Here is a 25,603-nt window from a genome sequence, read left to right on the forward strand (position 1 = left end):
GCGTCAGTCGTTCGCGGGCTTGCCGCCGAGCGGCTGGACCTCGACGATGGTCGCCTTGACCACCTTGACCTTCACGCCGGTCGCGATCTCGACATTGGCATAGACGTCGTCGACCGACACCACCTTGCCCACCAGACCGCCCGCGGTGACGACGGTGTCGTTCTTCTTCATTGACCCGATCGACGCCTGGAGCGTCTTCATCCGCTTTTGCTGTGGGCGAATCATCAGGAAGTAGAAGGCGACGAAGATCAGGACGAGCGGCGCGATCGAGAGGAACGAGGCGGCGGCGCCGCCCTGGCCTGCCGCGCTGCCTGCGGCCTGTGCGAATGCTGGGGTGATGATCATGAGGTTCCCGGGGCCAGAAGGTTGGGCCTGAATGGTGGGGAGCCAAGCCCCCCGGTTCAAGCGGCGCGGGCTACCACTTGTGTTGCGCAGGTGCAACTGCGGCTGTTTTGCATGCGCCTCCGACCCGCTTCCCCAATGCCACTTGCATCCCCCGCCGCACCCGCCTAGAGGGGCCGCCTTCGGTCGGGGCGTAGCGCAGCCTGGTAGCGCATCACACTGGGGGTGTGGGGGTCGCAGGTTCGAATCCTGTCGCCCCGACCAATTTATTTCCGGACAGGGGATGCAGGCCGCAGGCCTGACCTTCCGCCTTCGCAACTCCATCATAGGTCTCCCCTGAACCCCGCGATGCGCGATGGGCAATGCAAGGGATGCAAGCGGCGCGCGGCTTGCTATAGATCGCCGTGTGGAGCCCGCGACCGACGCCCCTGCCCCGGAAAGAGCCGTTACCGGTGCACATGCGCCCGGCGAAACCCACCTATCCGTTCAGACACGGTTGCGGCTTGGGCTGATCCTGATCCTCTTGTTCATCGCGAGCGGATGGGTGGCCAAGCAACTTGCCGTACCGCCCGCCAACGTGACGATGTTGTGGCTGCCCTCGGGCGTCGCGGTTGGCGCAGTTCTGCTTTACGGGCGCTGGTTGCTGCCTGCGGTGTTCATCGGCTCGATTTCGTTGAACCTGATCCTGGGCGTGTCGATGGGATCGACGGTGCTGCGTGCCGGCGAGCTGGCGGTGTGGACAGCGACGGGTGCGATGCTGCAGGCGCTGATCGCGGATACCCTTTTGCGCCGCCGGTTTGGCGATCATGTCGAATTGACGCGCGCACGCGACGTCGCTGCAGCAATTGCCCTGGCGGTCGTGATTCCGGCGCTGGTTTCTGCCTCGATCGGACACCTTGCGCTGATGGCGTTGCGCGACTTTCCAGTGGAGGGGGTGCCTGGAAGCATGGCGACCTGGGCGCTGGGCGATATCCTGGGGATCCTGTCGGTCGCGCCGTTTGCGATGATCGGGGAGCGGCGCCGGTTCCGGGCCGAGTGGCGTGGTGCGCCGATCCGCGGGCTGTTCGGCTATATCGCGCTGGGCTGTGGCCTTGGACTGGCGCTGACGATGTTCGCGTGGATCAACGCGAGGGCCAGGGTGCATGACAGCAGCCAGGCGAGCTTCACCGTGCTGGCGACCGAGAGCGAGCAGGCGTTGCGCGCACGCCTCAACCGCACCGCACAGAGCCTCGACGCGGCCTCGGCACTATTCACGGCGGGCGAGCGCGTCACCTGGGCCGAATGGGTTGCCTATTCCAGGGTCATCGATATCGAAAACAGCTATCCGGGTGTCCGGGATATCGGCTTTATCCGGCGGGTCCGGCGCGCCGATGTTGCCGCGTTCCTGTCGGAAACCCGACGCAACGGTCTGCCCATCGAGCGCATAACCCGCGCGCCACCCACGGGCGACCATTATGTGGTGACCTATATCCACCCCCTGGAAAAAAACCGGGGTGTGCTGGGGATGGATATCACGTTCGACCCGAAGCGCCGCAATGCCGCAGATCAGGCACGGGATAGTGGCGCTGCGGTCGCCACCCGACCGCTTGACTTCGTCCAGTATCGCGGCCCCGGCTACGGATTCACGATCATGCGTCCAGTCTATGCGACGCAGATTCCGCCGCGCGATGTCGCTGAGCGCAGGCGCACGCTTTTCGGCTGGGTGTATCACCCCTTCTCCGCCCAGCGATTCTTCAAGGGTCTAACCCAGGGACAAGGGCATGACTTCGAGCTTCGTATCCAGGCGCAGGACGAGGCCAATCGCTGGACGACCGTGTTCGACACCCTGTCCGGCCAGACCAAGGCGGCGCATGACCCTGAACATGTGATATCCCGTCAGTTCGACGTGGCCGGTCGCGTCTGGTTGCTGGAATGGCGCAGCACGGCTGCGTTCGAGGCGCGAATGGGTAGCGTCGAGCCGCTACTGGTCCTGCTCACCGGGCTTACCATCAACCTGGCCCTTGCCGCAGTGCTGGCGGTGGTGGCGCGGCGTGAGGCAGTGGTGACCCGCGAGGTGGAACGCGCGACCAGCGAACTGTCCGAGGCCAATCGCCTGTTGCTGATGACCGAGGCAACCACCCATGTCGGCCACTGGCGCTACGACATCGCCGAAGGAACGCTGTTCTGGTCGGAAGAAGTCTATCGCATCCACGGGCGCGACCGGGACCGGCCGATCACCCGCGACGAAGGGCTCGACTATCTGCACCCTGAAGACAAGGGCCGGACCTGGGAAGCGTTGCTGCATTCGGTTCGCGACCAGGCCCCCTTTGCCCTCAAAGTGCGGATCCGGCGCGGCGACGATGGCGAGCTTCGGCACCTGTCCTATGTCGGGCGTGCCGAGCCGGGACCGGACGGCAAGCCCGGCGCCCTGTTCGGCGTGATTCAGGATGTCACCAACGAGACGCGGGTGCGTGCACAGTTGCTGAAGGCACGCGATGCGGCACAGCGCGAGGCCCAGATTCGCGGATCGTTCCTCGCCAATCTGAGTCACGAGATCCGAACGCCGATGAACGGCGTGATCGGATTCGCCGAATTGCTGCTCGAATCCAGGCTGGCCGCCGAACAGCGCAACTATGCCCAGATCATCGTCGATCGGGCACGAATATGATGTCGTTGCTCAACGACGTGCTCGACCTGTCAAAGATCGAGGCGGGGCATATGGACCTGGCCGACGAGCCGGTCGCGCTCGAGGAACTGGCCAATTCGGCGATCCGCATGCTGATGCCCAGCGTCCGCCGCCGCCAGGTATGGCTGGAGGTGCAGATCGACCCGGCGTTGCCGCCAATCGTTCGCGGCGACAAGCTGCGGCTACGCCAGGTACTGCTCAATTTGCTCGGCAATGCGGTCAAGTTCACGCAGCAGGGCTTCGTGCGGCTGGAAGTCAGCCGGATCGGCGACCTGATGCGCTTCGCCGTGGTCGATTCCGGACCGGGCATCCCGCCCGACCGGCTGTCGGATATCTTCAAGTCCTTCGTACAGCTCGATCCGGTCGGGCGCACCGGCGGCACCGGGCTCGGCCTCACCATTTCCAGTTCGCTGGTGCGACTGATGGGCGGTGCGCTGAAGGTCAACAGCCGGGTGGGCGAAGGCAGCAGCTTTCATTTCACCCTGCCATGCATCCCGGCATCGCTCGAGGACGACGAGCCGAAGGCCGCCGCCGACGACGCCGCACCCGTGCGCAAAATACCGGACGTCGCGGCGACCCGTGTCCTGCTGGCCGAGGACAATGAGATCAACCAGGCGCTGATCCGCGCGACCGCGGCGCGGCTGGGACTGGATCTCGATGTCGCCAGCAATGGATCCGACGCAGTGGTTCGGGCCGAGGTTGCAGCACAGGCAGGGGCACCCTATGACCTCATCCTGATGGACATCCAGATGCCGGTGCTGGACGGCATCGGCGCGACCCAGCGGCTGCGCAGCATGGGGTTCAGCGCACAGACTCTGCCGATCGTCGCACTGTCGGCCAATGTCTATCAGAATGACATCGACGCCTGTTTCGCGGCGGGAATGCAGGCGCATTTGGCCAAGCCGGTGCGGCGCGAAGCACTGGAACAGGCGATCGCGACTTGGGCGCGGCAACGACCGGGCAACGGGTTGCGTCCCGCCCTGCCGACGACGCCTCCCCCCGCCGAACCGCTGCCCCCTGCGCTGGTCAAACGCTATGTCGAGCGGCGGACGGCGCTGGCCGAGGCGTTGCGCGCGTTTGACCTGCCGGCCGCAGACGACGCGCGGTCGATCGCCGCGCTGCTCTCGGATATCCACAAGCTGGCCGGGACCGCCGGGCATTTCGGCGACACCGCAACTGGAGACATGGCGCGCGAGACCGAGCGCGCAATGATCGACGCCCGTCCCGAACAGCGCATCGCTCTCGCACGCGCGCTGCTCGAGAGGATCGAATCGAGTTCACAGAAAGATGCGGTTTGAGTAGTTACAATCCGAACCGGATGGACTTGTGGAGCAGAGCGTTTATCAGGCGCGTTCCGCTCCGGGGTAGCGAATGAAGATGCCAAGAACCGTTCATGTCGTTGACGACGATGATCTTGCCCGCGATGTAATCTCCAGCCTTGTGGCGACCTTGCCCGGGGTGAGCGTCAACGCTTGGGAATCTGCGGAAGCATTTCTGACCGCAGCGCAGGACGGTGCCGCACCGGGGGTCGTGCTGCTTGACCTCAACATGCCCGGCCTGTCGGGGAACGAAGCGCTGCGCGCGCTCGACCATAGTCGTTTTCCGGCGATCATCGTGTCGGGACAGGGGCAGATCACCTCGGCAGTCGAATCGCTCAAGCGTGGCGCGATCGATTTCATCGAAAAACCGTTTACGCTCGAAAAACTGCTCGGACCGCTCAAGGTCGCGTTCGAACTCCTCGACCGAAATCTGGCCGAAGGGAGCCGTTCCGACCGCGACCGCGAGCGGCTGGCAACGTTGAGCGAGCGCGAGGTGGAGATCCTGGCGTTGCTGGTCGATGGACTGACCAACCGCGAAGTTGCCGAGAAGCTCGGGCTGAGCGTCCGGACCGTCGAATCGCATCGGGCGCGGATCATGCTCAAGCTCGATGTGTCGAGCTTTGCCGAGGCGATCAGGCTGGCGGTGCTCGCGGGGATCGAGACGCCGGGCTGAGCCGGCTTTGGCCGCAGATCATCATTTCACCCGATTCGCCGCGATCGATTGGTCGGGGGCAAAGGGCGCGCGCCATCCCGGAATCGCGGTCGCATTGTGCGAGGCGGGGGACGCCGCGCCGGAGTTGATTCCCCCACCCGGCCGTGCATGGGCGCGCGGCGAGGTGCTGGATTGGGTAATGGCGCTTGCCGACGAGCCGATCCTGATCGGGTTCGACTTCAGCTTTTCCGCGCCGTTCGTCGCGCGCGGCGCGCATTTGCCGGGCGAGACCGAAGGCGACGACGCCCGCGCGCTGTGGGCGCATGTCGAGGCCGCGAGCGACGATCCGGATCTGGGCGCGGCCGGGTTCATCGACGCTCGGCGGGGCACGCATTTCTACCTGGGTGCCGCGGACGGGGCCAAGGCAGACTTCCTCCACTGGCGCGCGTGCGAAATCGCGCATGACGGCAGCACCAAGCCCTCCACCGTGTTCGACGCAATCGGCGCGGCGCAGGTATCCAAGGCGAGTTTCGCGGGAATGCGGCTGCTCCACCGGTTGAACGGACGTGTACCGCTATGGCCCTTCGACCCCATGCCCAAACGCGGCGCGTGCGTGGTCGAGATCTACACCGCGATCGCGGCGCGCGCGGCGGGTGCGCGCAAGGGACGATCGAAAATTCGCGATGCGCGCGCGCTCGACAAGGCGCTGGCCGCGCTGGGAACTCAGCCGCACGCGCCGCTCACCGTTTACAACGACGATGCGACCGATGCGCTGCTGACCGCCGCATGGCTGCGGCGCGCGGCTCACGACCCCGCGCTGTGGCAGCCGAGAGCGATGACGCCTGCAATTGCGCGCGCAGAGGGCTGGACGTTCGGCATCGCTTGACGCAAAGGGGCAGCATCCAGATGCGGGCCACGGCCCGCCGCGCCGGTTTAGCTCAGCTGGTAGAGCAGCGGTTTTGTAAACCGAAGGTCGCGGGTTCGATTCCTGCAACCGGCACCACCTTTTTCGGCGGTTTCCCGCTCTTGCGCCGCAATGTCTGACCCGCCTCTTCCGAGCGCGCCGGTGACGGGTCTCTCCCGGTCACATCAACGCGCTTTCTAGCGATGCACGCCGAAAATATCCGCCGGCAATCGCAAGGCCGCGACAATGGCGAGGAGGAGGAGCGCGACGAACATCGCGCCCGCCATCGGCAGACCGGCGAGATGCCCGGTGCCATTCCCCGCAGCTGCGAAATAGGCCGAACCGATCACCGCGATCCCGATCGCGCCACCCAATTGCTGTGCAGTGCGCAGCGTAGCGCTGGCGGTACCCGCGAAGACGCGGTCGACATCGGCGACCACCACTGGGGGCAGCGGCCCGGCAAGCATCCCCATGCCCGTCCCCGCCAGCGCAAGCAGCGCGATCAGTCCTGGACCAGCACCGATCCCGTTTCCGATCAGCACCAGCGCCCCGCTCGCCCCAACGATCATCACCAGCGCGCCGCCGATCAGCAGCCAGCGACCAAAGCGGGGGAGATATTTCTTCCCGATCAGGCTGATCCCCGCCATCACGCCAAGGCCAAAGGGGACATGCGCCAGCGCGGTATCGAGCGGCGACTTGCCCAGCCCCTGTTGCAGCGCGACCGCGAGCACCAGCAGGAACCCGGTCGCTCCGGCGGAAAAGGCAAGCACCGCGACCAGACCCCAGCGGAACGTTGTCAGGCGGAACAGCGCGGGCTCGATGATCGCCGCCAGCCCGCTGCGCCGCCGCGCCACCGCACGTGCCCAGCCTGCACCGATCGCCCCGACCCCGGCGAGCGCGCAGGGAATGGCCCAGACCGGCCAGCCCCGTTCCGACCCGTCGATCAGCGCGAACAGCAACGCCGCGAAGCCGATGGCGAACAGCGCCGCGCCGAGCAGGTCGATCCGCAGCTGGTGTCCCGCATCGCGACGGGGGATCGTCCGCGCGCCCATCCACAGCGCGACCAGCCCGATCGGCAGGTTGATCAGGAAGATCAGCCGCCAGCCCAGGCCGAACCAGTTCCATTCGATCAGCAACCCGCCAAGGATCGGCCCGAGGATCGCGGCGAGGCCGCCGATCACCCCGAACCAGGCGAGCCGCGCGACCCGCTCCAGCGGCGAGAACAGGGTTTGGACGATCGCCATCACCTGTGGCCCCATCACCGCGCCCGCTGCCCCCTGAAGCAGGCGCCCCACCACCAATTGCTCGGGCGTCTGCGCCAATCCGCATAGCGCCGATGTTGCGATGAACGCCGCGACGCCGATCAGGAACATCCGCCGATATCCGAACGCATCGCCCAGCCGCCCTCCGAGCAGCAGCAGCGCGCCGAGCACCAGCAGATAGCCCGCGACGATCCACTGCATCGCGGCCGACGAGGCATCCAGCATGCGCCGAATCTCGGGCAGCGCGGTGTTGACGATCGTCGTGTCGGCGACCTCAAGCACGAAGGCAATCAGGACCGTCACGAACGCCAGCATGCGCTGGCGGTCGGTCAACTGCTCCGCCGCGCCGCCGCCCTGCGGCACGCTTGCCCCTCGCTCCATTCGCCTATCGTCCCGAAAACTCCGGGCGGCGCACTTGCTGCCCAGCCCTAATTAAAATGATGCTTCTATTATGATCCGCTTTCGCGTAGCGTCAAGCCGAAGCGGCGATCGACGACCGCTATTGTGAGGCGGTCGCCGGTGGTGTGCGGCTGCGCGGAGGGGAGTAAAGGCGTTGCAGGATTCAGGCTCGACGCGGGTGCCAGGCCCGGCTCAGGGGTTCACCGTCATCATCGCGGGGTTCCTGCCGATCATGGCGATCGTATCGATGTTCCCGGCGGTGCCGGCGATGATCGCGCATTTCGGGGCCGATCCGAACGCCAGCTGGAAGGTGCCGGCGATGGTCTCCGCCCCCGGTCTGACCATTGCGATCACCGCGCTGTTCGTCGGTCTGATGGTCGATCGCTTCGGGCGCCGACGCCTGCTGCTCGGATCGACCTTGCTCTACGGCGTGTTCGGCTCCGCGCCGTTCCTGCTCGAATCGCTCGACGCCATCTATGCCTCGCGGCTGTTGCTGGGCGTTAGCGAAGCGGCGATCCTGACCACGCTCAACACGTTGATCGCCGACTATTGGAACGATCGGAGCCGCCGCAACTGGCTGACGATGCAGGGGTTGGTCGGTCCCGCGCTGTCGTCGGTGATGATCTTCTTTGCCGGGGCGCTCACCGCCTGGCGCTGGAACGGCATCTTCCTGCTCTACCTGCTCGCCTTCCCGATATTCCTCGCGATGCTGCGCTACATGTACGAGCCGCAGCGTGAGGTCGCACCCGCGCGGGTCGAGGGCGAGACCACCGATGGCGGGATTCCGTGGGGCGTGTTCGCGACAATCGGCGGCGTGACCCTGTTCGTGTCGGTCCTCTATTATGTCTTCATCATCAATGGCGGGCTGGTCTGGCAGGAACTGGGGGTCAAGGATCCGGGCAAGATCGGGCGGATCACCGCATTGCCCAGCCTGTTCATCCTGGTCGGCGCGGGCGTGTTCTGGCTGCTCGGGCGCTGGCAGGTCAGCTCGCGCGGCCAGCTCTTCGCGCTGCTCGTCACGCTCGGCACCGGTCTCGCGATCATCGGCCTCGCCAGCGACTGGCGGATGATGATCCTCGGCATGATGGTGCAGCAGACCGGCGCGGGAATGGGCGTGGTCACGCTGATCGCCTGGGCGCAGCGCAAGCTGCCCTATGCCCATCGCGGGCGCGGTATGGGGGTGTGGACCGCCTGCTTCTTCTTCGGTCAGTTCGTTTCGCCGCTGCTGGTCAGCGTGGTGCGCGCGCAGGTCGGAACGATGCAGGGCGCGTTCCTGATTGCCGGCATTGTCGGCATCGTCGGCGGAATCGTCACCTGGCTGGTGATCGACCGTCGCCCGGCGCTTCAACCCGCAGCTGCATGAGGCATCCCATGATCCGACCTTTGCTGAGCGCCATCGCGGCACTCCTCGCCATTTCGTCTGCAGCCGCTCAGGGGCCACCGCGTTTTCGGTATGAGGTGATCGAGGCACCGCTCCAGCCGGGCGCGGTGCCGCTGCCGACCGCCTCCAAGGGCGCGCCGGATCGCGAACAATGGATGACGCAGAACGGGTCGATCGGGGTGCGCAATGTGTCGCACGCGACCTTGACCCCGGTGCTCCCCGCCGGTCCATCGACCGGCGCAGCGGTGATCGTCGCACCGGGCGGCGGATTCCTGGGCCTGTCAATGGATGCCGAGGGGTGGCAGGTCGCGCGCTGGCTCGCCAACCACGGCATCGCCGCCTTCGTCCTCAAATATCGCGTGCTGCCGACGCCGCGCGACAATGCGGAGTGGGAGGACAAGTTCAATCGGATGATCGCGGGGCAGACGGTCGGCTTCGCACCGCCCAAGGACACGCCGCCCGAAGCGCTGGCCGACGGCCTCGCCGCGCTGGCGCATGTCCGCGACAATGCTGCGCGCTATGGCGTGGACCCGAAGCAGAATCGGCTTCATGGGCTTTTCGGCTGGTGGCTTCCTGACCCGGTCGGTAGTCGAGAATAGCGGCGCGGCGATGCCCGCCTTTGTCGCGCCGATCTATCCCAACATGTCGGCGATGACCGTGCCGGCGAACGCGCCACCGATGTTCGTGCTGATCGCGGCGGACGATTTCCTGCTCACCCGAGAGACCGGCCTGCCCCTGCTCGACAGCTATCGCGCGGCGGGCAAGCCGATCGAATTCCACCTGCTCGCCAATGGTGGCCACGGCTTCGGGCTGGGTCGCGAGGGCACCGCATCGGCGGGGTGGATCGCGACGTTCCACCGCTGGCTGGGCGCGATCGGGATGCTGCGCGCGGCCGAGAAGTGAACCGCCGCGACCTTCTGACCGTCGGCGCGGGCGCGGCGCTGCTGTCGCCGGGGATTGCGGTCGCGCTCGCCAATGCACGCGATGCGGCATGGCGACCGCTGTTCGATGGCCGGACGCTTAATGGCTGGCGCTTTCACCAGCAGGGCGCGGGTGACACGGATCGTGACGGCGCAGTCGCGATCGAGCGCGGGATGCTCCGCTTTCTCGGCCCGCGCTATCGTGGCGACGGGACCGCGCCGGGGCATATCTCGACGCTGGCGGAACATGGCGACTATCATCTGCGGCTGCGTTTTCGCTGGGGAAGCGCGCGGTTCGTCCCGCGCAAGCTGCAGCGGCGCAACAGCGGCATCCTCTATCATATGGGTCCGGCGACCGACCGGCTCTTCCCGCCCGGGGTCGAGTTTCAGGTCGAGGAAGGCGATGTCGGCGACGCGATCATGATCGATACGCGCGCGCTGCACGGCCCGCTGCTGGGCGGTACGCCGCTCTGGCCCAACTACTTCCCGTCCATGCCGCAAGAGTATGTTGAGCCGGTGCGCGCCGGCGGGATCGCGCGGCAATGGTTCCGCCATTCGGGCGCATTCGCCAATCTCGACGGATGGAACACGCTCGACCTCATCGCATTCGGCGATCAGGCCGCGCATCTGGTCAACGGACGCATCGTCAACACGCTGTTCAAGATGATCGGCCCAGGCGCGCAGGGTGCGTCCACGCCGCTGACGCGGGGCCGGATCGCGCTCGAATTCGAGCATGCCGAGATCTGGTTCAGCGACATCGCGATCCGCCCACTCTCGGCGAGCGACATCGCCGCGATCCGCAAGCACGGCTCTTACTAGAGCGCGCCCTCCTTCAAAAGCTCGACGGCATGCACCGCCGCGCGTGCGGTGAGCGCCATATAGGTGAGCGAGGGGTTCTGGCAGGCGGATGAGCTCATCTGCGCGCCATCGGTGACGAACAGGTTCGCGACGTCATGCGCCTGGCTCCATTTGTTGAGCACCGACGTCGCCGGGTCCGCGCCCATCCGCGCGCCGCCCATTTCGTGGATCGCGCTGCCGCCCGGATTGGGTCGGTCGAAGCCCATGATGACCTTGCCGCCGGCATGGGTCAGCATGTCGGCCGCATCGGCCTTGGCCTGCGCCAGCGCGGCATGTTCCTCCGCGCCGAACGCGAATTCGACCTTCAGGATCGGCAAGCTATTGGCATCGGTGCGCTTCGCGTCGAGCGTGATGCGGTTCGACGCACGCGGCACGCAATCGGCAAAGCCGACCAGCACCATCCGCCACATGCCGGGCGGCTGCAGCGCATCCTTGTACGCAGCACCAATCCCCGCCTCGCGCTTGCCGCGCGTCCAGCCCGATTGCAGCGCGCCGCCCTGGAACGAGAAGCCCCGACTGTGCCCCGCGCCGTCGATCGCATCGAGATTGCGGAAGCGCGGAATGACGATACCGGTCGGGCGATTGCCGAAGGTCGTCCATTGCTCGAATCCCGGAAACAGCGCGATCGCCGACAGGGTGCTGGCATGGTCCATGATGTGCGTGCCGAGTACGCCGCTGGAATTGCCGAGGCCGTTCGGCATCGCGTCGATCGCCGAATTTAGCAGCAGATGGACCGAGTTGAACGCCCCGGCATTGAGGAACACCATCCGCGCGGTCGCCTGCCCACGCGCCTTGGTCTTGCCGTCGATCCAGCGCACGCCGGTCACGCGCCGCGTCGCCGCGTCATAGTCGATCTTCTCGACGACCGCATCGGTGACCAGGGTCAGGTTGCCGGTCTTTTGCGCAGCGGGCAGCGTGGACGACTGGGTCGAGAAATAGGCGCCATAGGAACAGCCGCGTGCGCAGATCGATCGGCGCTGGCATTCGCCGCGCCCGTCCTTCGCCTGAGTCAGATTGGCGGTGCGCCCGATCGTCAGCCGCCGGTCGGGCCAGCGCGCAGAGATTCTCTCGCGCACCGCCTGTTCGACCACGTTGAGCGCCATCGGCGGCTGAAAGCGCCCGTCGGGCAGCTGGGCCAGCCCCTCCGCCGCGCCGGAGACGCCGATGAACTCCTCGACCTTGTCGTACCAGGGGGCAATGTCCGCATAACGGATCGGCCAGTCGGTGCCGTTGCCATCGCGCCGGTTGGCGTCGAAATCATAGTCCGACCAGCGATAGGACTGCCGCCCCCAGGTCAGCGAGCGTCCGCCCAGATTATAGCTGCGATACCAGTTGAACGCGGTGCCGTCCTCGGTCGCATAGGGGTTGTCGGCGTCGTTGACGAAATGCGGCTCGGTGAACTCGGTGAAATGGCGATTGCCGCGCTGGACCGGATAGTCGCGGGCATATTTCTCGGCGTCGCCGATCCCGCGAAACGGCATGTCCCATGGCGCCTTGGTCTCGTTCACATATCCGGTCTGGTGCGCGATCATCGGCCCGCGCTCGAGCATCAGAACCTTCAGCCCCGCCTCGGTCAGTTCCTTGGCCGCCCAGCCGCCGGTGATGCCGGAGCCGACCACGATCGCGTCGAAATGCATATTGTCCGCCATCAGCCGAAATCCACCGCGGTCCAGTCACTGGAGAAGGCACGCTCGCCCGGCTTGACCGCGACCGCGGGGTCGAACCGCCCGGGGGTCAACTCGTAGCGCAGTTCCTGCGCGCCGCCGGTTTGCGAGGTATAATAGCCGGTCAGGATCAATCCCTTCACCGTCTTCCAGGGATGGTCCTTCGCGGCATAGGCATCGGCGTCCAGTCGCGTAAGGATTGCAGCGCGGCGCGCCACGGGCTTGCCCATCCAGTCGCCATTGGCGGCGCGGTCGAGTTCGGCCTCCAGCCAGTCGAGATGGCGCAGACTGCCGTCGCTGCGACGATAGGCGTGGAGGCTGGCTGGCAGGGCGTCCGCCGCGACCGGAGCGCGGCTCTTGTCGAGGCCGTGCGCGAGCGCGAGGATCACGAAGTCCCCCACTCCCACTTCCCCCGCGCCCGGGGTGCCGGTGCGCGGAATGACCAGCTGGCTGATGTCGCGGATCATCGCGCGCTGGCGGTCGCTCGGCGCGTCGCCTTCATCCTGCTTCGACAGCGTCGCGACGACTGCGGGCATCCCCACCACCGCCGCGAGCAACGCCACGCCCCCGCCGAATTCACGCCGTGTCCAGCCCGCCTGACCCATAAAACGCCCTCTCCTCGCCGGTCCTTGCCGACGCTGACTCAGGCTGATATCAGAATGTATATTCTATTTCTAGCGGAGAGGTGTCGGATGCTCAGACTATCGCGCATGATGGAGATTGGCACCCCGGCGCCAGCCTTCGCGCTCCCCGATACCCAGGGGCGGACGGTGCGTCTGGAGGATGTCGCCGGACCGAACGGGCTGGTCGTCGCCTTCATCTGCAACCATTGCCCGTTCGTGCTCCACCTGATCGACGATTTCGTCGCATTCGCCCGGGAATATCAGGCGAAGGGCATCGGCGTAGTCGCAATCTCGTCCAACGACATCGTCGAATTTCCCGAGGATGATTACGACCATATGAAGGTCTTCGCGGCCGAGCGCGGCTTCCCCTTCCCCTATCTCTACGATGCCGACCAGCAGGTCGCGATCGCCTATGAGGCGATCTGCACGCCGGACTTCTTCATGTTCGATTCCGATCTGCGGTTGTTCTACGCGGGCCAGTTCGATGCCAGCCGCCCGAAGATCAACCGCCCGCCGGTGCCGGGCCTTCCGCCGTTGCGCACCGACCTGCCGGTGACCGGCGAGGATATGCGCCGCGCCGCCGCAGCGCTGCTTGGGGGCGAGGCACCGCCGCAGCCGCAACGGCCCAGCGCGGGGTGTTCGATCAAGTGGCTTGAGGGGAACTCGCCCACATGGGCGTGATCACCGATCGCATCTGGCTCCCGTCCGCTGCGGTGGTGCCGCAGGAGCGCGGCCCGGAATTCTTCGCGCCGGTCGACGGTGCGGACTGGTCGGAGGGGTTCGGCTGGCACCGCGGCTTCTTCTCCAGCTTCCGCCTACGTGCCGGGCGGGACGCTTGGTTCCACTTCCCCCTCCCCCACCCCGGTGCTGCGCGACGGGCGGGCGCAAGCGCTCGCCGAGGTCTCGCTGATGTGGGAAGTCGCCGACGGCGCGCAGAATCCATTGGCTGGTGCTGCAGCATGGCGGGATGGACCGCATTCCGCTGACCGAGCGGGAGACCGTGCCGGACAGCGAGGCGGTGCCGTTCGATCCACCCGAACAATGGCGTCAATTCTACCCCGCATCGGCGCGGCGACTGACGACGATCCCGTTCGATCCGCTGCTGCGGCTGCGCTTCGGGGTCCAGCTCTGCGTTGGGGTGAGCGCTCCCGACAACGACGGGACGATCCGTTTCTATGGCGCCGGTGCAGGATTTGCCGACGCCGACTAGCTCCCCCTGCCCGCGTCTGCGCCAGCTGGGCGCGGATGCGGGCCTGTTTTTCCGCCGACACGTCGAACCGCCCGACCAACCAGGCCATCGCCGCGCCCGCGATCACGATCAGCGCGGTGACGAACCAGGCGAGCGCGCGCACCTTGTCCTGCGGCATCTGGTCGACCGGCAGCCCGACGGGGAAATCGATGATGCCGAGGAATGACCCGGCGAACAGCGCGACCAGCCCGCTGCCGACCTGAAGCCCGATGAACATGAAGCTGGCGACCAGCCCCTGTTGCGGCTTGCCGGTATTCGCCTCATGCTCGTCGCCAATGTCATAGGTGACGGTGTTGAACGGCACCACATAAAGGCCATAGGCGACGCCGCCGAGCACGCGGAACGCGAACACGAACGCCCCGATCGCAGCGCTTGCGGGCAGCGGCGACAGGCCGAGCAGCGGCAGCAGCACCGCCCCCGCCTGCAGTATGAAGAATACTGCGAGTCCCGAGATCATCGCCGTGCGCGTGCCCACCAGCTTCATCCAGGCGGGCGCAAGGAACATGGCGACGAGCGACCCGATCACCCCGGCGATCAGCAGGCGCGGCGTCCAGCTGCCGTCGAGCTGCCAGAAATAGGTGGCGAGGTGCAATGTCAGCTGGTTCACCACCGAGTTCGTGAACAGCACCAGCAAGGCGACGAGCAGCAACAGCCCGACATTGGGGGTCGTGCGGATCGCCGCGACCAGCCGCCGGAACAGCTGCGGCAGCGTTTCGGGCGCTTCGCTCGCCACGCTCCGGTCGAGCTGCTCCACCGCCCGCATCCGTGCGCGCGTGCCGAGCAGGCCGATCACCATCAGCACCGCGCCGCATAGGGCAATGAACAGACCGAAATCGGGATAGGGTGCCGGGTTGAGCTGCGGCTTGCTGAACCCGCCGCCGCGTACGAAGAACCAGGCAAAGGCGGCGTAGGGCACGGTCAGGATCGCGAGCTGATTGCCCATGTTGCGCATCACCGCGACGATGTTGCGCTCCCCGCTCTCGCGCGTCAGCTCCCCGCCCATCGCATAGGCCGGCACGGTCCAGAACGAGATGCCGACCCGCGCGAGCAGCCCGAAGCCGAGCAGCCAGGCGAAGATCTGCCATTGCTCCATTCCGGCGGGCACGCGGAACACCATCGCGATCCCGACCGCGAACGGCACCACGGCGGCGGCCATCAGCGTATGACGACGCCCGAGCGGAGCGCGGTCCATCCGGTCGGACAACGCGCCGATATAGGGATCGGCCACCGCATCGAAGACGAGGATAATCGCCAGCGCGGCACCCAGCAACATGCCGTCGAGCCCGACCACCTGTGCGTAGAAGAACAGGACGAAGGCGTCCCATGCAAAGCTCTTGATCAGCTCCGGCATGGCGCACGCCATGAAGGCGAACCGGGTCGGCCAGCCGAGCGGCGGCAAGGTTCCCGCGCGCTCGGCCACCGCCATCAGCTGATCCCCATGATGCGCTTGTTCAGGTCGCGATCCGCCCCGCCCGCGGCGAAATCGTCGAACGCGTGTTCAGTGACGCGGATGATGTGGCGGTCGATGAACGGCGCCCCTTCGGCCGCGCCCTGTTCGGGATGCTTGAGCGCGCATTCCCATTCGAGCACCGCCCAGCCGGCAAAGTCATACGCCGCCATCTTGGAGAAGATGCCGCCGAAATCGACCTGCCCGTCGCCGAGCGAACGGAACCGGCCCGGACGATCGACCCAGCTTTGGTAGCCGCCATAGACCCCTGCCCGCCCGGTCGGCCGGAACTCGGCATCCTTGACGTGGAAGCATTTGATGCGCTCGTGATAGATGTCGATGAACGCCAGATAGTCGAGCTGCTGCAGCACGAAGTGGCTGGGGTCGTAGAGGATGTTGGCGCGCGGATGGTTGCCGACGCGCTCGAGGAACATCTCGAACGTCACGCCATCGTGCAGGTCTTCGCCCGGATGGATCTCGTAGCCGATATCGACGCCCTCATTGTCGAAATGGTCGAGGATCGGGCGCCAGCGGCGCGCCAGTTCGTCGAACGCATCCTCGACCAGTCCAGCGGGACGCTGCGGCCAGGGATAGACATAGGGCCAGGCGAGCGCGCCGGAGAAGCTGGCATGCGCGCTGAGGCCGAGGCGGCGGCTCGCGGTTGCAGCCTTCTTGACCTGATCGACGGCCCATTCCTGCCGCGCCGCCGGGTTGCCGCGCACATGCTCGGCCGCAAAGCCGTCGAACTGCGCGTCATAGGCCGGATGGACCGCGACCAGCTGGCCCTGAAGATGCGTCGACAGCTCGGTGATGGCGAGGCCGTGCGACGCGGCGATGCCCGCCACTTCGTCGCAATAATCCTGGCTTTCCGCCGCACGGTCGAGGTCGAACAGGCGATTGTCCCAGCTCAGGAATCTGGATGCCCTTGTAGCCAAGCGAGGCGACCCACGCCGCGATGCTGTCGAGCGAGTTGTACGGCGCAGCGTCGCCCGCGAATTGGGCGAGGAAGATGCCCGGTCCCTTGATGGTTTTCACTTCCGCTCTCCTCAAATCACCAGATCGACCCAGCCAGCCTCGTCGCGGCTGGCGGTCACTGCGGTCTCGATGAATGCCATGCCGCGCAGCCCCTCGGCGACATCGGGCAGCAACGGTGCGGCCTCGCCGCGCAGTTGCGCCGCGAAGTCGCGGTAGAGGTTGGCGAAGGCCTCAAGATACCCCTCGGGATGCCCTCCGGGAGTGCGCGTGCGGGCCTGCGCATCCACCCCCAACAGCGGCGTCCCCGCGCGGACGATCTCGGTGCGCCCGTCGAGGTGGTGCAGCGTCAGGTCGTTGGGCGTTTCCTGCCGCCACACCAGCCCGCCCCGGTCGCCATAGACGCGGATGCGCAGTCCGTTGAGCTCGCCCACCTCGATCTGCGAGGCGAGCAGCACCCCACGCGCGCCATTGTCGAAGCGCAGCAGGATCGAGCAATCGTCATCGAGCGCGCGGCCCGGCACGACCGCCGCCAGATCGGCAAGCAGCCGCGTGACGCGCAGCCCGGTGACGAACTCGGCGAGCTGAAAGGCGTGGACGCCGATATCGCCGATGCATCCGCCCGCGCCCGACCGCGCCGGATCGACGCGCCATTCGGCCTGCTTGCCCTCGGCGGGACCGGCGAGCCAGCCCTGCGGATATTCGACCACGACCTTGCGCACCGTGCCGATCGCCCCCGCCGCGACCCGCGCCCGCGCCTCGCGCACCAGCGGATAGCCCGAATAGGTATAGGTCAGGCCATAGGGCCGCCCTGCCCGTGCGACGAGATCGGCCAGCTCACGCGCCTCGGCGAGCGATGCGGTCATCGGCTTGTCGCTCATCACCGCCACTCCGGCGGCAAGCGCGGCGCGCGCTGCGGGCAGATGGTGATGGTTAGGACTGACGATCGACACGAAGTCGATCCCGTCGTCACGCGCCGCTTCGCCTGCGAACATCGTGGCGAGGTCGGGATAGGCGCGCTCGGGGTCGATGCGGTAGTCGGTCGCAGCGGCGCGCGAGCGACCGGCATCGCTGCTGAACACGCCCGCAACCAGCTCGATCTCGCGATCCAGCTCCGCCGCGATGCGGTGGATCGGACCGATAAACGCCCCCGGCCCGCCGCCGATCATCCCCATCCGCAGTCGCATTCCGCCTCCCCCGTTACAGGCCGGTCTGCGGCAGCTCCGCGACCTTCACCGTTAGCGCTACCCCCAGATCCTCGGCATCGCGCGCCACGCGAAGCTGCACTTGGGGAGCGATGTCCGTCCAGCCCGATCCGACCAGCGCATGAAGCGGCGACGGGTCAGCGGGATGCGTACGCGCTTTGCCTCACCCGGCTTCAGCGCGACCTTGGCAAAGCCGACCAGCGCCACTTCCGGCGTGTCGCGATAGAGCTGGACCACGTCGCTCCCCGCTCGATTGGCGGTGTTGCGCACGGTCACGGCGATCGTGTCGCCCTCGACTGCAGCATCGCTCCACGCGAATGTCGCATAGCCCATGCCCGCACCCAGCGTATGCCGCGCGCGCAGGCCAGCGGCGATGATCCCGCGATGGCCGAAACGCACGCCGTCTCGATAGGGCAGTTGCCCATCGGCGTCGGGCTTCAGCGCATAGCCCGGATAATCCCCCTCATCGCGCGCGATCACCACCGGCATCCGCCCGCCCGGCTCGCGGTCGCCCGCCAGCACCTGAGCAATCGCTTCGGCAAAGCCCTCGCCCGGATACCAGGCACTGATCAACGCAGCGGCGCGGTCTTCCCACGCCGTGTCGAAGGCATGACCGACATTGGCGACGATGACAGTGCGAGGATTGGCTGCGGTTACCCGTTCGATCAGCTCGATCTGGTCGGCTGCGAGCTTCGTGTCGGGGCGGTCCTTGCTCTCCACGCTGGAATCGGAGGTTTCGCCGACCATCAGCACCACCGCATCGGCGCGACGCGCGGCGGCCTCGGCGGCGGCGAGCAATTCCTCGCGGCTGCCCGGTGCGCGGATGCCGTACCACAGGCCGTGGACGCGCGCAGGGTCGAAGCTGAATTCGACCACGACTTCGACCGGCTTGCCAGCGGTCAGCGCGAGTTCGGCAATCGCCGGATCCCCCGCCTTGAGCACGCCCATCACGTCACCTGGCGGACATTCGGTCGTCGCGACGATCTGCTTGCCATCAACCTGCATCCGCGACACGCCGGTCGCGCCGAGATGAAAGCGGTGGACGCCGTCGCGCCCCGGCGTGAACACGCCGCTCGCGCGGATCGATCCGCCCGCCGCGAAGCGCGCCTGTTCATGCACGCCGACGAACCACACCAACGAGTTGGTATCGCGCGTCTCGCTCGACAGCGGCGTGCCGCTGCAATCGCGGCTTTCGAAATACTCCACCGTCATGCCGCGTTTTGCGCCATCGCCCAGGTCGCGCGCCGGGCTTACCGGCATGCCGGGCAAGCGCGGCGCGGGATCGACGCCCGGCTCGAACAGGATCTCGCGCGCGCCGCCAAAGCGCTTTCGGATGGCGTCGACCGGTGAAGCGAGGTCGGGCGAGACCGAAATCTTGGCGAAGGTGCCGCCCTGGAAACAGGGGGCGGCGGCGTTGGGGCCGATCACCGCCAGCGTCCCGATCTTCGCTGAATCCAGCGGCAACAGCCCGTCCTGATTGCGCAGCAGGACGAAGCCCGCCGCCGCCGCCTCGACCAGCAGCGCGTCGATATCGGCATCGCTCAGCGGCGAATGTTTCTTGCCGGTCGCACGGCGCGCGAGACCGGCGACCCGCGTCGCGGCATCGTCGATCCGCGCGCGTGTGACCTTCCCCGCAGCCACTGCGACAACGGACTTTGCTCCAAGAAAGCGCGCGGGGCCCGGCATTTCGAGGTCGAGACCGGCATTAAGCGTCGGCTCGGTCGAATGCGTCCCGAACCAGTCGCTCATGATCGCGCCGCGATAGCCCCACTCGCCCTTCACGACGGTCGTCAGCACATGATGCTGCTCGGCGCAGTGCAGCCCGTTCACGCGGTTATAGGCGGCGAGCATGCCAGCGCACCCGGCCTCCGCCGCGAACTCGAACGGCAGCAGATAGACTTCGCGCAACGTCCGCTCATCGACGCGGACATCGACGGTATCGCGGTCGGTCTCGCTGTCGTTGCAGACAAGGTGCTTGGCGACCGATGCGGTGCCGGTGGATTGCAGCCCGGCGATCCAACTCGCGCCTAGGATGCCGGCGAGCAGCGGGTCTTCCGAGAAATACTCGAAGGCGCGCCCGGCGAGCGGGCTACGCGCGAGGTTGATGTTTGGAGCGAGTACGGCGTCGACGCCGCGCCCGACCGCTTCCTGTCCCACCAAAGTCCCGATGCGGCGCGCAAGATCGACGTCCCAGCTCGCCCCCAGCGCGGTGGCACAGGGCGAGAGGCGCGCGATATCGCGCTCGTCCACCTTGCCGCTGGCGATGCCCATAGGCCCGTCGCTCATGGCGAAGCTCGGGATCCCGGCTTGCGGGATCGCCACCGACGACCACATGGCGGCGCCCGCAGTCAACGAAGCGGCCTGATCGAGAGTCAGATCTGTCATGGATGCAATCCGTTGCGCCGTGCGCGGACGCACGGCAGGCGGGCGGCGGGGCAATTACCCGGCGCCGCCCGCATGGGGTCAGGCGGCGAGCGCCAGTTCCTTGCTGTCCTTCGTCGTCGGGACGAAAGGCAGATAGGATACCCGCATCCGTACCCCGAACTCGATCCGGTGGTTGCCCGGCGCGAGACCACCCGGCTTCAGCGCGATGATCCGCGCCTTTTCACCGAAATTCCAGCGGTCGTCATAGACGGTTTCCATCTCGTCCAGCGTGTAGGTCTTGCCGCGCACCGAAAAGCGCACGTCCTCGCGCGCGATCTTCTCGCCATCGACGCTGACCTGGATATCCTCGATCATCGACAGGCCAAGCCCGCGATAATAAGGCAGCCGCCCGAGAAAGGCGAAGCCCACCGCCGCGCCATCTTCGATCACATTCTCGAAGACGTCGGTGCAGATCATCTTGTTGTCCATCATGGTGCCGGTCCTCCCTTATGCGACGGCCAGAGCGGCCGGAGCCGGCTCGCCGATCAGTTGCGCAAGCATCACCTGCTGGCGGCGGACCTGCTCCACGCTGTCGGGCTCTTCGGCGTCCTCGATCCAGCGATTTCCTTCATATTCCGAACAGATATAGCCGTCGTAGCCGCCCTGCTTCAGCACCGCGACGATCTTGTCATAGGGGATCGACGGTTCGACATAGTCGGCGTCCATCTGATAGAATTTGCCGTGGATGTTGTGGATGCGCGGCATGTAGTCGAGCATCCGCTTCGGCTCGAACGCCGAATTGTGGCGCGTCACTTCGGCCATCGCGATCGCCGGACCGACACCGCCCATCTGCTGGACGTTCAGGATGATATACTCGCTGAGCATCCGGTCTTCATATGCCTTGACGATATAGTCGGCGATGGGGGCGGGGACGCCCAGCCGCTTGAACTTCTCGACCATCACCGGCGGATAGGCGTGCAGGAACATGCCCATGTCGGGCAGGAAGCCCAATGCGTCGGAGCCGCTCTTCTCGAAAGCTTCGGCGTGGCGGATGATCCACGGATGGTCGAAGTGCAGCGGAGCGTGCACCTCGATCAGGATCTTGATCCCCTTTTCCTCGGCATAGGGCGCGGCGGCGACCAGCACTTCTGGGGTGATCGACACGAGCGCGCGGATGTACTTCATCCCCAGGCGCGCACCGAAATCGATGTCCTTGCGCACGCTCGCGACCTGCTCGTCGAACGGCATCTCGCGGCCCTTGTAGCGCTTGTAGTCGAGCATGAAGTCGTGGCTGACGGGGACGCAGTCATATTTGGCGATCAACTGGTGCCAGTTCTCAATCGCGGCGTCCTCGACGCCGACCTCGGGCCAGCCCCAGAAGCTCTGCTCGCCGATGACCTCGATGCCGTTGGCACCCATTTCGGCGCTGGTCCGGATACAATCCTCCAGGGTCATTTTGCCCTGAAACGTCTCGTTCTGATAGCTGTAGAGGCTCACGCCCCGCTTGATCGTACCCATAGACCCTCTCGCTTTTCTCGAGTGCGGCATCGCCCACTTTTATATCCGGCGCGGTGCTTGCGTCCACCGCGTATCCGAATTAGAACCTTCATTCTATAAAGAGTCGGACGGGTCAAGTCCGAATTTGAATGAGGGGATCGATCCGCATGGCGTTCGGGCTTCGGATATTGGCACGCCTCGCCGCGCTGCTGCTCGCTGCGGCATTCAGTTTTTTCGGATATTTCAAGAGCTTCGCGCCGCGCGCAGTGCTTGAGCAGCATCATGCCTGGACCACCGCCCTGCCCGATATCCTCGGCCGCGCGATCGGCCTCAGTGAACTGCTCGCCGCCGCATTGCTCCTGATCTTCGGCGTGTTCCGGCCCGAGCGGCGGCGCATCGTCGCCGGAGTCGCGCTCTACGCAATCGCCAATCAGGCGGGCGCCGCGCTGGTCCACATCCTGCGCGGCGAAATCGCGGCATTGCCGCAGAATGCCGTGCTTACCGGTCTCGCCGTGCTGATCATCGCCGCGGCGCGCAGCAATCAAGTTCAACCAGAGGAGAATATGGGATGAGGGTATTGAAGCAGCATCTGATGCTGGCCGTGGCGAGTGCCGCGATGCTGGGCACCACACCGGCGCTGGCGCAGGCACAGCAGCCGAGCATCGCCGAACTCACCGCCAAGCTGGAAAAGCTCGAACGCGCGACGACCGCATCGCGCGACCGCGCGGCGGTGGAGAATCTCTTCTCGCGCTACATGTACCTCCACAACGCATTCCAGGATGAGAAAATCATCCCGCTCTGGGCGAAGAAGGGCACGCCCGGGATCAGCGCGCAATATTCGAATGTCGGCAAATATACGACCTGGGACAGCATCATGGTCTATCACCGTGGCCGCCCGTCGCCGATCGGGAAGCTGGTGATGCACTATGTCACGACCCCGGTGATCGAGGTGGCCGAAGACGGCCAGACCGCCAAGGGCCTGTGGATCGTCAACGGCCTCGAATCCGGCCTTACCAAGCCCGAGCATGCCAAGAACATGCCGGCATGGATGTTCGAGCCGAATGTCGAGGTCGATGGCAAGAAGGTGTGGATGCACAATGTGTATCTCAAATACGGCATCGACTTCATCAAGCAGGACGGCGAGTGGAAGATCTGGCACTTCCACTGCTTCGAAACCGCCCGCGCGCCCTATTCGATGGGCTGGATCCCCTTTGCCGCAGCGGCGCAGGACGATGCGTTCAACGTCGACCTGATGTATGTCGGCGATGACGGGAAACCGGTGTTCATGCCCAAGCCCGACGAGCCCGTGACGGTGCGCAACAACACCTATCGCACCGACACCGCCCAGTCGCTGGAGGCGCGGCCGCCCGAGCCGTACCGGACCTTCTCGGAGACCTTCTCCTACTGACAAAAAGGGGGGCGGACCGTTGTCCGCCCCCTCCCCCTCTCCTCTCGCGCGGATGCCGCGCGAAAGCCTATTTGGCGACCGCGAAGCCGGCTGCCTTGTCGTACGGCTTGATCGTCACCTTGCCCGTCGCCGCCCATTCGGTGCCGCGCGCGAACAGCGTCTTGAAGCCATCATACTGGATCGTGTCCGGCCCGTGGCCCAGCGTGATCGAGAAGACGCGGCCCTTGCCATAGTCCTGCACCCATATTTGCGGGTTGGGCTTGCCCATGCCGTCCATTTTCTTGAGCTGTTCCGGCGCATAGGCCTTCGGGTCGTATTTGGGTCCGGCGCGCTCGGGATCGTAATCCGCCGGATCGTCGATCGCCGTCGCCAGTACGCGCACCGTGGCGGCGGGATCGAACACCATGTTGGTGTATTTGTCCTCCATGAAGTTCCAATGATAGCGGCGCAGCCCCTCGGTGATCGGATGCTCGCGATCGACGATCTCGATGCTGAACGCGTCGGGGGGCGAGCGGCGGCTGACGCCCGGCACCATCACCGCGCCGATCAGCCGGCGATATTCGGGAATGTCGCGGCCCCAGGTGAAGGAGGAGTGATAGGCGACCAGCCCCCCACCCTCGGCGACATAGGTGTAGAGCGCCTTGAACGCTCCCTCGGACCAGATGTGCTGATCCTTGTCGCCATAGTTCCAGCGGCTGGAATAGTTGAGGACGACGACGTCGTACTTCTTGAGCATCGCCAGCGTGCCGTCGTCGAAATCCTCGGTCACGCGGACATCGAAGCGACCGGTGTCCTTGAGCTGGGTGCGCAGACGGTTGTTTACCCCGGTCCAGTCATGCTCGTAACTGTTCTGGCCGCTGATGATCAGCACCTTGAGCCGCGCGTCCTTCGGATTGGCGGGCGTCGCGACCCGCTGCACCGTCTCGGGCGGGGCATAGGGGACATTGTCCACCGTCACCGGGATATCCGCGACCGGAACGGTCTGTGCGGACGCCGCCACGGCGATAAGGGCGGTGCAGAGCAAGGCTGGCGTGACGCGCATGGATGAACTCTCCGGAAAAGGTCAGGCGGTGGCGGGCTGGCGCGTACGCTCCATCGGCCAGGCGAGCACGACCAGCGCCTGCAGCGCGAGCAGGACGACCGGCCAGCCATAATAGGACCAGCGGATCGTCTCCCGCGCGGTGTCGCTCACCGCGGTCGGCACATAGCCCGCCGCGCCGAGCGAATAGGCGATCGCCGCCGATCCGACCGCCATACCGACCTTGGTCGCCAGGCTGATCCCGGCGGACAACAGCCCTTCATTGCGCGTGCCGAACCGCGCCTCGTGATAATCGACCGTCTCCGCCGCCATGGTGAAGATGCCGGTGATGGTGACCGAGGTCACGACCGACGCGGTGATGTAGAGCGCCAGGAACGCCGGTGGGCTCGCCTCGGTCAGCGGCAGCAGCAGGAACAGTGCGACCGCGATCAGGCAGGCGGCGAAACACCCCTTGCGGATGCCGGTACGCGCCAGGATCGGCGGCGCGATGAACGCGGCGATCAGCAAGGTGCCCGAAATGGCGGGCAGCAGGATGGAGATCATCCAGGGATGGCCCAGCACCTCGATCGCGAAGAATGCGGTGAGCGAGATCATCGTCCCGAACCGCACGAAATAGAGCAGGGTGAATCCGAAGCAGACCAGCCAGGCGCGGTTGCGCACCATCTCGCCGATCGCGGGCAGGACGGCGAAGCGCGGCGAGGCATTGTCCTCGTACCGCTCCTTGCAGTTGCGGAACAGCAGGAACAGCGCGATCAGCGACAGGCCCGCAAACAGGATCGCGGTGGCCAGAAAGCCGCGCTGCATGTCACCGCCGCCGAACAGGCCGACCAGCGGCATCGTCGCGGCGGTGCCGAGGATCACGGAAATCGATGTGCCAATCGACCGCATCCCGCCGAGCTTGAGCCGCTCGCGGGTATCGGTCGTCATCATCGGCATCAACGCGGTATAAGGGATGGACCCCAAGGACATCAGGATGCCGAGCGCCTTGAAGGTCAGGAAGGCGTAGATCAGCTTCGCATTCTGCGACCAGTCGGGCACCGTGAAGACGAGGATGAACACCAGCGCATAGGGAATGGCGGTGAACAGGAAATAGGGACGCGTGCGCCCCCAGCGTGTCCGCGTCTTGTCGACCGCGATACCGACGAAGATGTCGATGACCGCGTCGAGCAGCCGCGCGGCGAGGAAGATCGTCCCCACCGCCGCTGCGGGCAGCATCGCCACATTGGTATAGTAGAAGAGCAGGAACGCGCCCGCCATGTTATAGGCGAGGCTGTACCCGAAATCGCCCGCGCCATAGCTCAGCCGCTCGGTGAGCGACAGGCGCGCGGCGCCCGCCTTTTCCTCAGACGCCAAGGGACACCGCCTTCAGTTCAGTTGCGTCAGCGAAGATCCATTCGCTACAGGTGAAAAGCGTCACGGCAGCTCCCCGGTAC

Annotated in this window: 22 protein-coding genes, 2 tRNA genes and 1 pseudogene; 13 read left to right on the forward strand and 12 right to left on the reverse strand. The window is 66.1% G+C overall.

Annotated elements, in window-relative coordinates:
• Positions 1-3: 3 nt before the first annotated feature.
• Complete coding sequence (gene yajC, locus LRS12_RS19050; RefSeq protein ID WP_257846039.1) at positions 4-345, reverse strand: preprotein translocase subunit YajC; 342 nt, start codon at positions 343-345, stop codon at positions 4-6.
• Between the two features lie 184 nt (positions 346-529).
• On the opposite strand from yajC, the gene LRS12_RS19055 reads away from it, so the two are divergent.
• From LRS12_RS19055 to LRS12_RS19080, 6 genes are all read left to right on the forward strand, one after another.
• A tRNA-Pro gene (locus LRS12_RS19055) sits at positions 530-606 on the forward strand.
• A gap of 91 nt (positions 607-697) precedes the next feature.
• Positions 698-2,989 carry a CHASE domain-containing protein gene (locus tag LRS12_RS19060; RefSeq protein ID WP_257846040.1) on the forward strand — a complete coding sequence of 764 codons (2,292 nt, stop codon included), beginning with the start codon at positions 698-700 and terminating at the stop codon, positions 2,987-2,989.
• On the forward strand, positions 2,989-4,305 hold the full coding sequence (locus tag LRS12_RS19065; protein ID WP_257846041.1) for an ATP-binding protein: 1,317 nt from the start codon (positions 2,989-2,991) through the stop codon (positions 4,303-4,305). Before LRS12_RS19060 ends, LRS12_RS19065 begins: the two co-directional genes overlap by 1 nt.
• 73 nt (positions 4,306-4,378) lie before the next feature.
• Entirely contained in the window at positions 4,379-4,999 is a 621-nt protein-coding gene (locus tag LRS12_RS19070; RefSeq protein ID WP_257846042.1) for a response regulator transcription factor, read from the forward strand.
• Between the two features lie 7 nt (positions 5,000-5,006).
• Positions 5,007-5,864, forward strand: a complete 858-nt coding sequence (locus LRS12_RS19075) for a hypothetical protein (protein ID WP_257846043.1) — start codon at positions 5,007-5,009, stop codon at positions 5,862-5,864.
• A gap of 41 nt (positions 5,865-5,905) precedes the next feature.
• Positions 5,906-5,981, forward strand: a tRNA-Thr gene (locus LRS12_RS19080).
• Positions 5,982-6,079: 98 nt separating this feature from the next.
• Here LRS12_RS19080 and LRS12_RS19085 read toward each other — a convergent pair.
• A complete protein-coding gene (locus tag LRS12_RS19085; protein WP_257846044.1) occupies positions 6,080-7,525 on the reverse strand; it encodes an MFS transporter in 1,446 nt (481 codons plus the stop codon).
• 172 nt (positions 7,526-7,697) lie between these two features.
• Between LRS12_RS19085 and LRS12_RS19090 the strand changes: the two genes are divergently transcribed.
• Genes LRS12_RS19090 through LRS12_RS19105 form a run of 4 tightly spaced genes read left to right on the forward strand, consistent with a single transcriptional unit; the run spans position 7,698 to position 10,663 of the window.
• Positions 7,698-8,906, forward strand: a complete 1,209-nt coding sequence (locus LRS12_RS19090) for an MFS transporter (RefSeq protein ID WP_257846045.1) — start codon at positions 7,698-7,700, stop codon at positions 8,904-8,906.
• Positions 8,907-8,914: 8 nt separating this feature from the next.
• Positions 8,915-9,523 (forward strand): hypothetical protein, encoded by a 609-nt coding sequence (locus LRS12_RS19095; RefSeq protein ID WP_257846046.1) that lies wholly within the window; start codon positions 8,915-8,917, stop codon positions 9,521-9,523.
• Positions 9,474-9,827 carry an alpha/beta hydrolase gene (locus LRS12_RS19100; RefSeq protein WP_257846047.1) on the forward strand — a complete coding sequence of 118 codons (354 nt, stop codon included), beginning with the start codon at positions 9,474-9,476 and terminating at the stop codon, positions 9,825-9,827. The genes LRS12_RS19095 and LRS12_RS19100 overlap by 50 nt, the downstream gene beginning before the upstream one ends.
• Positions 9,824-10,663 (forward strand): DUF1080 domain-containing protein, encoded by an 840-nt coding sequence (locus LRS12_RS19105; protein WP_257846048.1) that lies wholly within the window; start codon positions 9,824-9,826, stop codon positions 10,661-10,663. Before LRS12_RS19100 ends, LRS12_RS19105 begins: the two co-directional genes overlap by 4 nt.
• Here LRS12_RS19105 and LRS12_RS19110 read toward each other — a convergent pair.
• Positions 10,660-12,351, reverse strand: a complete 1,692-nt coding sequence (locus tag LRS12_RS19110; protein WP_257846049.1) for an FAD-dependent oxidoreductase — start codon at positions 12,349-12,351, stop codon at positions 10,660-10,662. The two genes, LRS12_RS19105 and LRS12_RS19110, sit on opposite strands and share 4 nt — an antisense overlap.
• Positions 12,351-12,971 (reverse strand): gluconate 2-dehydrogenase subunit 3 family protein, encoded by a 621-nt coding sequence (locus LRS12_RS19115; protein ID WP_257846050.1) that lies wholly within the window; start codon positions 12,969-12,971, stop codon positions 12,351-12,353. Before LRS12_RS19115 ends, LRS12_RS19110 begins: the two co-directional genes overlap by 1 nt.
• Positions 12,972-13,058: 87 nt before the next feature.
• On the opposite strand from LRS12_RS19115, the gene LRS12_RS19120 reads away from it, so the two are divergent.
• Positions 13,059-13,670 carry a thioredoxin family protein gene (locus LRS12_RS19120; RefSeq protein ID WP_257846051.1) on the forward strand — a complete coding sequence of 204 codons (612 nt, stop codon included), beginning with the start codon at positions 13,059-13,061 and terminating at the stop codon, positions 13,668-13,670.
• 134 nt (positions 13,671-13,804) lie between these two features.
• Here the strand turns inward: LRS12_RS19120 and LRS12_RS19125 are convergent, their stop codons facing one another.
• From LRS12_RS19125 to LRS12_RS19150, 6 genes and pseudogenes are all read right to left on the reverse strand, one after another.
• A complete protein-coding gene (locus LRS12_RS19125; RefSeq protein WP_257846052.1) occupies positions 13,805-15,664 on the reverse strand; it encodes an MFS transporter in 1,860 nt (619 codons plus the stop codon).
• Positions 15,664-16,720, reverse strand: a pseudogene (locus LRS12_RS19130) (sugar phosphate isomerase/epimerase family protein). The gene LRS12_RS19125 and the pseudogene LRS12_RS19130 overlap by 1 nt, the downstream one beginning before the upstream one ends.
• An 11-nt stretch (positions 16,721-16,731) precedes the next feature.
• Complete coding sequence (locus tag LRS12_RS19135; RefSeq protein ID WP_257846053.1) at positions 16,732-17,844, reverse strand: Gfo/Idh/MocA family protein; 1,113 nt, start codon at positions 17,842-17,844, stop codon at positions 16,732-16,734.
• A gap of 57 nt (positions 17,845-17,901) precedes the next feature.
• Positions 17,902-20,247, reverse strand: coding sequence for a glycoside hydrolase family 3 protein (locus LRS12_RS19140; RefSeq protein ID WP_257846054.1), 2,346 nt, complete (start codon positions 20,245-20,247; stop codon positions 17,902-17,904).
• Positions 20,248-20,325: 78 nt separating this feature from the next.
• Positions 20,326-20,718: a DUF6379 domain-containing protein gene (locus LRS12_RS19145; protein ID WP_257846055.1), complete on the reverse strand. Its 393-nt coding sequence runs from the start codon at positions 20,716-20,718 to the stop codon at positions 20,326-20,328.
• Between the two features lie 15 nt (positions 20,719-20,733).
• On the reverse strand, positions 20,734-21,744 hold the full coding sequence (locus tag LRS12_RS19150; RefSeq protein WP_257846056.1) for a sugar phosphate isomerase/epimerase: 1,011 nt from the start codon (positions 21,742-21,744) through the stop codon (positions 20,734-20,736).
• A gap of 146 nt (positions 21,745-21,890) precedes the next feature.
• On the opposite strand from LRS12_RS19150, the gene LRS12_RS19155 reads away from it, so the two are divergent.
• Positions 21,891-22,295, forward strand: a complete 405-nt coding sequence (locus tag LRS12_RS19155) for a DoxX family protein (RefSeq protein ID WP_257846057.1) — start codon at positions 21,891-21,893, stop codon at positions 22,293-22,295.
• The gene (locus LRS12_RS19160) at positions 22,292-23,131 is read left to right on the forward strand and encodes a nuclear transport factor 2 family protein (RefSeq protein WP_257846058.1); all 840 of its coding nucleotides are present in this window, start codon (positions 22,292-22,294) and stop codon (positions 23,129-23,131) included. Before LRS12_RS19155 ends, LRS12_RS19160 begins: the two co-directional genes overlap by 4 nt.
• Positions 23,132-23,198: 67 nt before the next feature.
• Here the strand turns inward: LRS12_RS19160 and LRS12_RS19165 are convergent, their stop codons facing one another.
• Together LRS12_RS19165 and LRS12_RS19170 are read right to left on the reverse strand one after the other, a co-directional pair.
• Positions 23,199-24,173 carry a ThuA domain-containing protein gene (locus LRS12_RS19165; protein ID WP_257846059.1) on the reverse strand — a complete coding sequence of 325 codons (975 nt, stop codon included), beginning with the start codon at positions 24,171-24,173 and terminating at the stop codon, positions 23,199-23,201.
• 21 nt (positions 24,174-24,194) lie between these two features.
• Complete coding sequence (locus tag LRS12_RS19170; RefSeq protein ID WP_257846060.1) at positions 24,195-25,523, reverse strand: MFS transporter; 1,329 nt, start codon at positions 25,521-25,523, stop codon at positions 24,195-24,197.
• Positions 25,524-25,603: the final 80 nt, after the last annotated feature.

Source organism: Sphingomonas sp. J344 (assembly GCF_024700005.1).
Taxonomy (GTDB): Bacteria; Pseudomonadota; Alphaproteobacteria; order Sphingomonadales; family Sphingomonadaceae; genus Sphingomonas.

Bases quoted from the DNA above. Each gene is read 5' to 3' on its own strand.
- yajC (WP_257846039.1), bottom strand. From the start codon at position 345: ATGATCATCACCCCAGCATTCGCACAGGCCGCAGGCAGCGCGGCAGGC.
- LRS12_RS19060 (WP_257846040.1), top strand. From the start codon at position 698: ATGGGCAATGCAAGGGATGCAAGCGGCGCGCGGCTTGCTATAGATCGC.
- LRS12_RS19065 (WP_257846041.1), top strand. From the start codon at position 2,989: ATGTCGTTGCTCAACGACGTGCTCGACCTGTCAAAGATCGAGGCGGGG.
- LRS12_RS19070 (WP_257846042.1), top strand. From the start codon at position 4,379: ATGAAGATGCCAAGAACCGTTCATGTCGTTGACGACGATGATCTTGCC.
- LRS12_RS19085 (WP_257846044.1), bottom strand. From the start codon at position 7,525: ATGGAGCGAGGGGCAAGCGTGCCGCAGGGCGGCGGCGCGGCGGAGCAG.
- LRS12_RS19095 (WP_257846046.1), top strand. From the start codon at position 8,915: ATGATCCGACCTTTGCTGAGCGCCATCGCGGCACTCCTCGCCATTTCG.
- LRS12_RS19100 (WP_257846047.1), top strand. From the start codon at position 9,474: ATGGGCTTTTCGGCTGGTGGCTTCCTGACCCGGTCGGTAGTCGAGAAT.
- LRS12_RS19110 (WP_257846049.1), bottom strand. From the start codon at position 12,351: ATGGCGGACAATATGCATTTCGACGCGATCGTGGTCGGCTCCGGCATC.
- LRS12_RS19115 (WP_257846050.1), bottom strand. From the start codon at position 12,971: ATGGGTCAGGCGGGCTGGACACGGCGTGAATTCGGCGGGGGCGTGGCG.
- LRS12_RS19120 (WP_257846051.1), top strand. From the start codon at position 13,059: ATGCTCAGACTATCGCGCATGATGGAGATTGGCACCCCGGCGCCAGCC.
- LRS12_RS19125 (WP_257846052.1), bottom strand. From the start codon at position 15,664: ATGGCGGTGGCCGAGCGCGCGGGAACCTTGCCGCCGCTCGGCTGGCCG.
- LRS12_RS19135 (WP_257846053.1), bottom strand. From the start codon at position 17,844: ATGCGACTGCGGATGGGGATGATCGGCGGCGGGCCGGGGGCGTTTATC.
- LRS12_RS19140 (WP_257846054.1), bottom strand. From the start codon at position 20,247: ATGACAGATCTGACTCTCGATCAGGCCGCTTCGTTGACTGCGGGCGCC.
- LRS12_RS19145 (WP_257846055.1), bottom strand. From the start codon at position 20,718: ATGATGGACAACAAGATGATCTGCACCGACGTCTTCGAGAATGTGATC.
- LRS12_RS19150 (WP_257846056.1), bottom strand. From the start codon at position 21,744: ATGGGTACGATCAAGCGGGGCGTGAGCCTCTACAGCTATCAGAACGAG.
- LRS12_RS19155 (WP_257846057.1), top strand. From the start codon at position 21,891: ATGGCGTTCGGGCTTCGGATATTGGCACGCCTCGCCGCGCTGCTGCTC.
- LRS12_RS19160 (WP_257846058.1), top strand. From the start codon at position 22,292: ATGAGGGTATTGAAGCAGCATCTGATGCTGGCCGTGGCGAGTGCCGCG.
- LRS12_RS19165 (WP_257846059.1), bottom strand. From the start codon at position 24,173: ATGCGCGTCACGCCAGCCTTGCTCTGCACCGCCCTTATCGCCGTGGCG.